We start from the raw sequence: 6,790 nt of genomic DNA, 5'->3' as shown, positions 1-6,790 counted from the left end.
CCGTGACCGCCCGCCCGCCGTCCGAGAATCCGTCCGAGTCGCAGCCCCGGCGCCCCGCCAACGGCGTGCCGGCCCCCGCCGGTGAGGCCAGGCCCGCCGCGAAGGAAGGGAAGTCCGAGAAGGCCGCGAGGAACGAGAAGGCCGCCGGCAAGACCGGCAGGTCGGGCAAGGCGGAGAAATCCGCGAAGGCTCCGAAGGCACCCAAGCCGCCGAAGGCGGGCACCGCGGCGCCCCGGACACCCGCGGCGGACCCGGTCACCGGGGATTCCGCCGCCCCGGAGCCCGTCGGCGCGCCACCCCGCAAGGGGTCCGGCGGGTATGTCGTACGGCCCGCGCCGCCGCTCGCGGACTCCGACCGGCACCGGCTGCTGCACGGCTCGCACCACGACCCGCACGGTGTGCTCGGCGCCCACCCCGGCAGGGGCGGCGTCGTCTTCCGCGCGCTGCGGCCGTACGCGAAGGCCGTGACGGTCGTCGGCGAGGGCCTGCGGGCCCAGCTCCACGACGACGGGGACGGCTTCTTCTCCGGCGTACTGCCGTGGCGTCAGGTTCCCCGGTACACGCTGGTGGTGCGTTACGGGGCGACGGACGGCGAGGTCGACGAGGTCGAGGTGCAGGACCCGTACCGCTTCCTGCCCACGCTCGGCGATCTCGATCTGCATCTGATCGGCGAGGGCCGGCACGAGGAGCTGTGGAAGGCGCTCGGCGCCCGCCCGATGGTCCACCAGGGCGTCACGGGCACCCGCTTCACGGTCTGGGCGCCGAACGCGCAGGGCGTGCGGGTCTGCGGCGACTTCAACTACTGGGACGGCACGGTCTACCCGATGCGCTCGCTCGGCTCGACCGGCGTGTGGGAGCTGTTCGTGCCGGGCGTCGGCGAGGGCGCGCTCTACAAGTTCGACATCACCCGGCCCGACGGGTCGCACACGCTGCGCGCCGACCCGATGGCCCGCCGTACCGAGGTGCCGCCGTCGACCGCGTCGATCGTCACCGAGGCGCACCATGTGTGGCACGACGAGGAGTGGATGGCGCACCGGGGCGACCTGCCGGTGCACGAGGCGCCGCTGTCCGTGTACGAGGTTCATCTCGGCTCGTGGCGGCCGGGTCTGACATACCGTCAACTCGCGCTCCAGCTCCCGGCGTACGTCAAGGATCTCGGCTTCACGCATGTCGAGCTGATGCCGGTCGCCGAGCATCCCTTCGGCGGGTCCTGGGGCTACCAGGTCACCGGTTTCTACGCGCCGACGTCCCGGATGGGTACGCCCGACGACTTCCGCTTCCTGGTGGACACGCTGCACCGGGCGGGCATCGGCGTGATCGTGGACTGGGTGCCGGCGCACTTCCCGAAGGACGAGTGGGCGCTGGCCCAGTTCGACGGCAGACCGCTGTACGAGCACGCGGACCCCTCGCGCGCCGAGCATCCCGACTGGGGCACGCTGGAGTTCGACTTCGGCCGCACCGAGGTGCGCAACTTCCTGGTGGCCAATGCCGTGTACTGGTGCGAGGAGTTCCACATCGACGGGCTGCGCGTCGACGCCGTCGCCTCGATGCTCTACCTCGACTACTCGCGCGAGGCGGGCGAGTGGACGCCGAACGAGTACGGCGGCCGGGAGAATCTGGACGCCGTCGCCTTCCTCCAGGAGATGAACGCGACCGTCTACCGCCGCTGCCCCGGCGTCGTCACGATCGCCGAGGAGTCCACGGCCTGGGACGGTGTCACGCGCGCCACGCACCACGTGGGGCCGGGCGGCTTCGGCGGTCTCGGCTTCGGTCTGAAGTGGAACATGGGCTGGATGCACGACTCCCTGGACTACGTCTCCAAGGAGCCGGTGCACCGCAAGTACCACCACGGCGAGATGACGTTCTCGATGGTGTACGCGTACAGCGAGAACTACGTCCTGCCGATCTCGCACGACGAAGTCGTCCACGGCAAGCGGTCGCTGGTCTCCAAGATGCCCGGTGACTGGTGGCAGCAGCGGGCCAACCACCGGGCGTATCTCGGCTACATGTGGGCGCATCCGGGCAAGCAACTCCTCTTCATGGGGCAGGAGTTCGCCCAGGGCGCGGAGTGGTCGGAGGGCCACGGCCCGGACTGGTGGCTGCTGGACCCGAGTTACGAGGCGGAGGCCGACCACCGCGGCGTACGGGACCTGGTGCGCGATCTGAACGTGGTCTACGGCCGTACCCCGGCGCTGTGGCAGCGCGACACCGATCCGGGCGGTTTCGCCTGGGTGGAGGGTGACGCCGGGGAGGACAACGTGTTCGCGTTCCTGCGCTTCGACGCCCAGGGCGCGCCGCTGCTCGCCGTCTCCAACTTCTCGCCGGTGGTGCGGCATCAGTACCGCATCGGCGTGCCTGAGGGGATCTCGGGCTGGACGGAGGTCCTGAACACCGACGCGGGGCGTTACGGCGGCGGGGACGTGTTCAACATGGACACCCTCAAGCCGGAGGCGGTCGGTGCGCACGGCCGCCCCGTCAGCGTCCAGCTGACGCTGCCGCCGCTGGCGACGCTGTGGCTGAAGCCGGTCTGAGCACGGCTACCGGCCACCGGCTCAGCAGTGCGGTGAGGTCGCGCGGGTAGCCGGGGCCGGGTCGTCGCACCCGGCCCCGTTCTGAACGGACAGCACGAGCGCGACGACCGTCGCCGCCACGGCGAGCGTCCCCGCCACCGTGGCGGGGACGGCGCGGCGGGCGCGTCCGCGCTTCCCGCGACTTCTCGTACGGCGCATGTCTCCCCCGTTGTGGACATGACGACCGTGCCTGTCCGGGGGCGGAGTTCACGACCCCTTGGGCCCCGTGGTGGCGCTCTCGTACGTGAGCCGGGGCGGGACAGTGACATTCCGTACGATGCCGAGTCGCTGCGTCGCACGGGTCAGCGCCACGTACAGATCGTTGGCGCCGCGCGGTGAGCCGTCCAGGACCGCCTCCGGATCGACCACGATCACCGTGTCGAACTCCAGGCCCTTCGCCTGCCGGGGGTCGATCAGGACCACCGGCCGGGTGAGGTCGGGGGCCACGCCCCAGGAGGCGTCGGGGAGTTCGGCGGCGAGCGCGGGCAGCAGCTCGCCGGGCGCGATGACCGCGAGCCGTCCGCCGGCGCCGTGTTCCGCCGCGTGCGAGGCCGCGTGCTCGACGGCGCCGGCGGCTGCCGTACGGACGATGTCGTCCGGCTTCGCCTCCCGTACCCAGGGGCCGACCCCTGTCGAGCGGACCGAGCTCGGCGGTTCGAAGGCCGGGTCCTGAAGCCGTCTGACCTCGGCGGCGACGGCCATGATCTCGGCGGGCGTACGGTAGTTGACGCCGAGCCGTACATGCTCGAAGCGCTCGCCGACGTACGGCCGCAGGATCTGCCGCCAGGAGTCGCAGCCCGCCACGTCCCCCGTCTGGGCCGGGTCGCCGACCAGTGTCATGGAACGGGACGGGGAGCGGCGCATCAGCAACCGCCAGGCCATCGCGGACAGTTCCTGCGCCTCGTCCACCACGATGTGGCCGAACGCCCAGGTGCGGTCGGCGGCGGCGCGTTCGGCGGCGCTGCGGGTGTCGGTCTCCTCCTGGCGTTCGGCGAGGCGTTCGGCGTCGATGAGGTCGTGGGCGAGAAGAACCTCCGCGTCGTCCTCGTCCTTGTCCTCGAACTCGTAGGTGCGGGAGCCGTAACTCAGCTCCAGCACCCCTTGCGCGTACTCGATCCGCTCGCGCCGCTCGGCCTCGGCGGCGGCCCGCGCGGCGGCGTCGTCCTCGCCGAGCAGCTCGGCGGCCTCGTCGAGGAGGGGGACGTCGGCGGGGGTCCAGTCGCCGTCGCCGGTGACCCGGCGCCGGATCAACTCGTCGTCCCCGTCCGGCAGATGGGTCGGGTCGGTGAGATAGTCCGCGACGAGGTCCTGCGGGGTGAGGGTGGGCCACAGTTCGTCGATCGCGGCCTGCACCGCGGGGCTGGTGGCGATCGCCTTGCCGAGCTGCGCGATGTCGGTGGCGTCGAGGAGGTTCGGGCCGCCGTACGGGTCGGCCCCGAGCCGCTCGGTGAGCTGCTCGGTGAGGGAGTCGATGACCGAGAACGCGAAGTGCGGGCGGGCGAGGTTGTGCGGGAGGCCGACGTCACGGGCGCGGGCGCGCGCGTCCTCCGCCATCGCCCGGTCCAGATAGAGCGTTCCGTCGTCGTGCGCGATCTCGATGTGCGGATCGGGCACCCGCTGCCGGTCGCGCAGCGCGGCGGCCAGCGCGCCCGCCATCTCGGCGCGCCCCTTGACGGCGGCGGCGGCCGGGGTGTCGGTCGCGGTCGCCCGTACGCCGGGGAAGAGTTCACCGACCGTCGCCAGCAGTACGCCGGTCTCACCGAGGGAGGGCAGCACCTCGCCGATGTACCCGAGGAACGCCGGGTTGGGTCCGACGATCAGAACGGCCCGCCGGGCCAGTTGCTCGCGGTGCGCGTACAGCAGATACGCGGCGCGGTGCAGCGCGACGGCGGTCTTCCCGGTCCCCGGCCCGCCCTCCACGACGAGCACGCCCCGGTGCGGGGCGCGGATGATGCGGTCCTGCTCGGCCTGGATGGTCCGCACGATGTCGGTCATCCGCCCGGTACGGGCCGAGTCGAGCGCGGCGAGCAGCACGGCGTCGCCGTCCGGGTCCTCGTATCCGGTGCGGGTGGTGTCGGTGAGATCCATGATCTCGTCGTGGAGCCCGGTGACCCGGCGGCCCTCGGTGGTGATGTGCCGGCGGCGGCGCAGCCCCATCGTGGAAAAGCCGGTGGCGAGATAAAAGGGACGGGCCACGGGAGCGCGCCAGTCGATGAGCATCGGGGTGCGTTCCGGATCGTCCGCCCGCATTCCGATGCGCCCGATGTGATAGGTGACGCCGTCGGTGTGATCGATACGGCCGAAGCAGAGTCCGGTCTCCACGGCATTGAGCGTGGTGGCGGTGCCGGAGTACTCGGCGACCCGGATGTCCCGCTCCACCATGGCCTGCCGACCGGTGCTGACCTGGCCGATCGACGTGCGCACGGCGGCTTCGGCCTGCTCCCTGAGCGCGTCGAGACGCTCATGGAGGAGCGAGACGAATTGCTGTTCGCTCTGCAATTCCTCGGTTGACAATTCAGCCCCTGTCCGATACGCTTTGCCCTGTGAGTTGATTTCGGCTTTCGGAAATGAGAAAGTCGAAACACCAAATATACGCAGAGCAATACCCCGGCCGTCAATTCGGTGCGGGGTATTTTTGTGCGCGGACTTCGGGTGTCCGTCTACAGGACGTCCGCCAGCTCCTGGAGCAGCTTCCGCCGGGGGCGGGCCCCGACCATCGACTTCACCGGTTCGCCGTCGCGGAACACCAGCATGGTGGGCATCGCGAGGACGCCGTACCGGTTCATCGTCTCCGGGTTGGTGTCCACGTCCAGCTGGACGACCTTGAGCCGCGCCGCCTCTTCGGCGGCCACGGCGCTGAGCACCGGCGCGAGCTGGCGGCACGGCGGGCACCAGTCGGCGGTGAACTCCACCAGTACGGGGAGGCCGGCCTTCAGCACCTCCTCGTCGAAGGTCGCGTCCGTCACCTCGGCGACGCCCTCTGCCTGGATCATCTGTCTTCTCCTTCGGGAAGCGGGTGGGTGGTCAGCTCGCACAGCGGCGCCGGTCCGGGGCTCTGCCCGGCCTCGGCCAGGGCGAGCTGTTCGCCGACCTGGGCGCGTATCGAACCGAGCCGGCCGATCAGTTCGTCCAGTTCGGCGAGCTTGGCGCGGTACACGTCGAGCGAGGCGGGACAGGAGTCCCCGGCCGGGTGTCCGGCCCGCAGACACTCGACGAACGGCCGCGTCTGCTCCAGCTCGAACCCGAAGTCCTGCAAGGTCCGGATCTGCTGGATCAGCCGCAGGTCGTCGTCGTCGTAGGTGCGGTAGCCGTTCCCGGCACGCCGGGCGGGCAGCAGGCCGCGGGACTCGTAGTAACGCAGGGTGCGGGTGCTCGTCCCCGCCCGCCGCGCCAGTTCGCCGATGCGCATGTCCACGACGGTAATCCTTGACCCCGACGTCAAGGCAACGTCCCGGTGCGGCTACCTGGTGGCCAGCGCGTGCCGGATCGCGGCCAGCGCGTCCTCGTCGCTCGCGCCGAGCAGCCGCGCGGCGCCCGCGTAGTCGCGGGCGTGCTCGGCGAGCGTGGCCCGCGCGTCCTCGCCGGCCGCCCCCGCGGCGCTCGCGGCCACCCGCGTACCGGAGCCGCGCCGGCTCTGCACGAGACCCGCCGACTCCAGCTCGCGGTAGGCGCGGACGACGGTGTTGTTGGCGAGTCCGAGGTCGGAGGCGAGTTGCCGTACGGGGGGCAGCCGGTCGCCCTCGCGCAGGTGCCCCACCGAGATCAGGTCCGCGAGCTGCGCCCTGATCTGCTCGAAGGGCGGGACCGGCGCGCCGGAATCCACCCGGATGGTGAGCCCGCCGGTGGTCATGGTCGCTCCTCGATGTGAACGCGCGGCACGAGCAGGGCGACCAGGCACCAGCCGGCCGTCATGGCCGAGACGAACGCGACGGACGCCAGCCCCACCGCGCCCAGGTCCCCGGCCCACCCGCCGCACGGCAGGCTGAGCACGGCAACGGCCATGGTCGAAGATACGGCGAAGAGCGGCGCGGCCACCAACACACCCCACGCACCGACGGTCACCCGCGCCCGCACCCGCCGCCGCTCGTCCTCCCCGGCCCGCGCGGTGACCCGCCGCAGGGTCAGCCCGCAGACGACGCTGCCGACCCCGAGCCCGCCGAGGACCGGCCACGCGTAGTACGGCCCCGGCCAGGGCCCGGTCACATAGGTGCCCCCCTGAC

General features: G+C 71.8%; 6 protein-coding genes and 1 pseudogene. 1 reads left to right on the top strand and 6 read right to left on the bottom strand.

Features of this window, described 5'->3' with window-relative positions:
* Window positions 1-2 precede the first annotated feature (2 nt).
* Complete coding sequence (glgB, locus tag BHU15_RS20945; protein WP_438284973.1) at window positions 3-2,531, top strand: 1,4-alpha-glucan branching enzyme; 2,529 nt, start codon at window positions 3-5, stop codon at window positions 2,529-2,531.
* A gap of 21 nt (window positions 2,532-2,552) precedes the next feature.
* On the opposite strand, the gene BHU15_RS40205 is transcribed toward glgB, so the two are convergent.
* The 6 genes and pseudogenes from BHU15_RS40205 to BHU15_RS40865 form a co-directional block, all read right to left on the bottom strand.
* Window positions 2,553-2,729, bottom strand: coding sequence for a hypothetical protein (locus BHU15_RS40205; protein ID WP_167756264.1), 177 nt, complete (start codon window positions 2,727-2,729; stop codon window positions 2,553-2,555).
* A 48-nt stretch (window positions 2,730-2,777) separates the two neighbouring features.
* Window positions 2,778-5,084, bottom strand: coding sequence for a HelD family protein (locus BHU15_RS20940; RefSeq protein ID WP_255293165.1), 2,307 nt, complete (start codon window positions 5,082-5,084; stop codon window positions 2,778-2,780).
* 146 nt (window positions 5,085-5,230) lie between these two features.
* Window positions 5,231-5,563, bottom strand: a complete 333-nt coding sequence (gene trxA / locus BHU15_RS20935; RefSeq protein WP_023538564.1) for a thioredoxin — start codon at window positions 5,561-5,563, stop codon at window positions 5,231-5,233.
* Window positions 5,560-5,979 (bottom strand): MerR family transcriptional regulator, encoded by a 420-nt coding sequence (locus BHU15_RS20930; protein ID WP_069628597.1) that lies wholly within the window; start codon window positions 5,977-5,979, stop codon window positions 5,560-5,562. The genes trxA and BHU15_RS20930 overlap by 4 nt, the downstream gene beginning before the upstream one ends.
* A gap of 51 nt (window positions 5,980-6,030) precedes the next feature.
* Window positions 6,031-6,420 (bottom strand): GntR family transcriptional regulator, encoded by a 390-nt coding sequence (locus BHU15_RS20925; protein ID WP_069628595.1) that lies wholly within the window; start codon window positions 6,418-6,420, stop codon window positions 6,031-6,033.
* Window positions 6,417-6,790 (bottom strand): annotated as a pseudogene (locus BHU15_RS40865) (hypothetical protein); the annotation flags it as partial. The gene BHU15_RS20925 and the pseudogene BHU15_RS40865, both read right to left, overlap by 4 nt.

The sequence above is a fragment of the Streptomyces niveus genome, from assembly GCF_001723055.1.
In the GTDB taxonomy this organism is placed as follows: Bacteria; Actinomycetota; Actinomycetes; order Streptomycetales; family Streptomycetaceae; genus Streptomyces; species Streptomyces niveus.
This window is presented reverse-complemented; position numbering and strand designations above follow the sequence as displayed.